Annotated in this window: 1 protein-coding gene; it reads left to right on the top strand. The window is 34.9% G+C overall.

Features of this window, described 5'->3' with window-relative positions; all coding sequences use genetic code 11:
- A partial coding sequence (locus QSV46_RS40415; protein WP_314964299.1) for a reverse transcriptase domain-containing protein occupies positions 1 to 252 on the top strand: 252 nt, incomplete at both ends.

Genomic DNA, 252 nt, shown 5'->3' on the forward strand with positions numbered 1-252 from the left:
GCTCTCTATGGTCTAAAACAAGCTCCAAGGGCCTGGTATTATTGTCTTGACAAATGCCTCCATCAACAAGGTTTTACAAAAGGATCAGCTGATAGCAATCTATATACAAAGATTGACAATGATAAATTGCTAATACTTGTTGTGTATGTTGATGATATCATTTTTGGTAGCAATGAAGAAGCCATGAGTAAAAAATTCGCTTTGGTAATGCAGAAAGAATTTGAAATGTCCATGATTGGTGAACTCACATAT

Source organism: Bradyrhizobium cosmicum, assembly GCF_032290525.1.
GTDB classification, from domain to species: Bacteria; Pseudomonadota; Alphaproteobacteria; order Rhizobiales; family Xanthobacteraceae; genus Bradyrhizobium; species Bradyrhizobium cosmicum_A.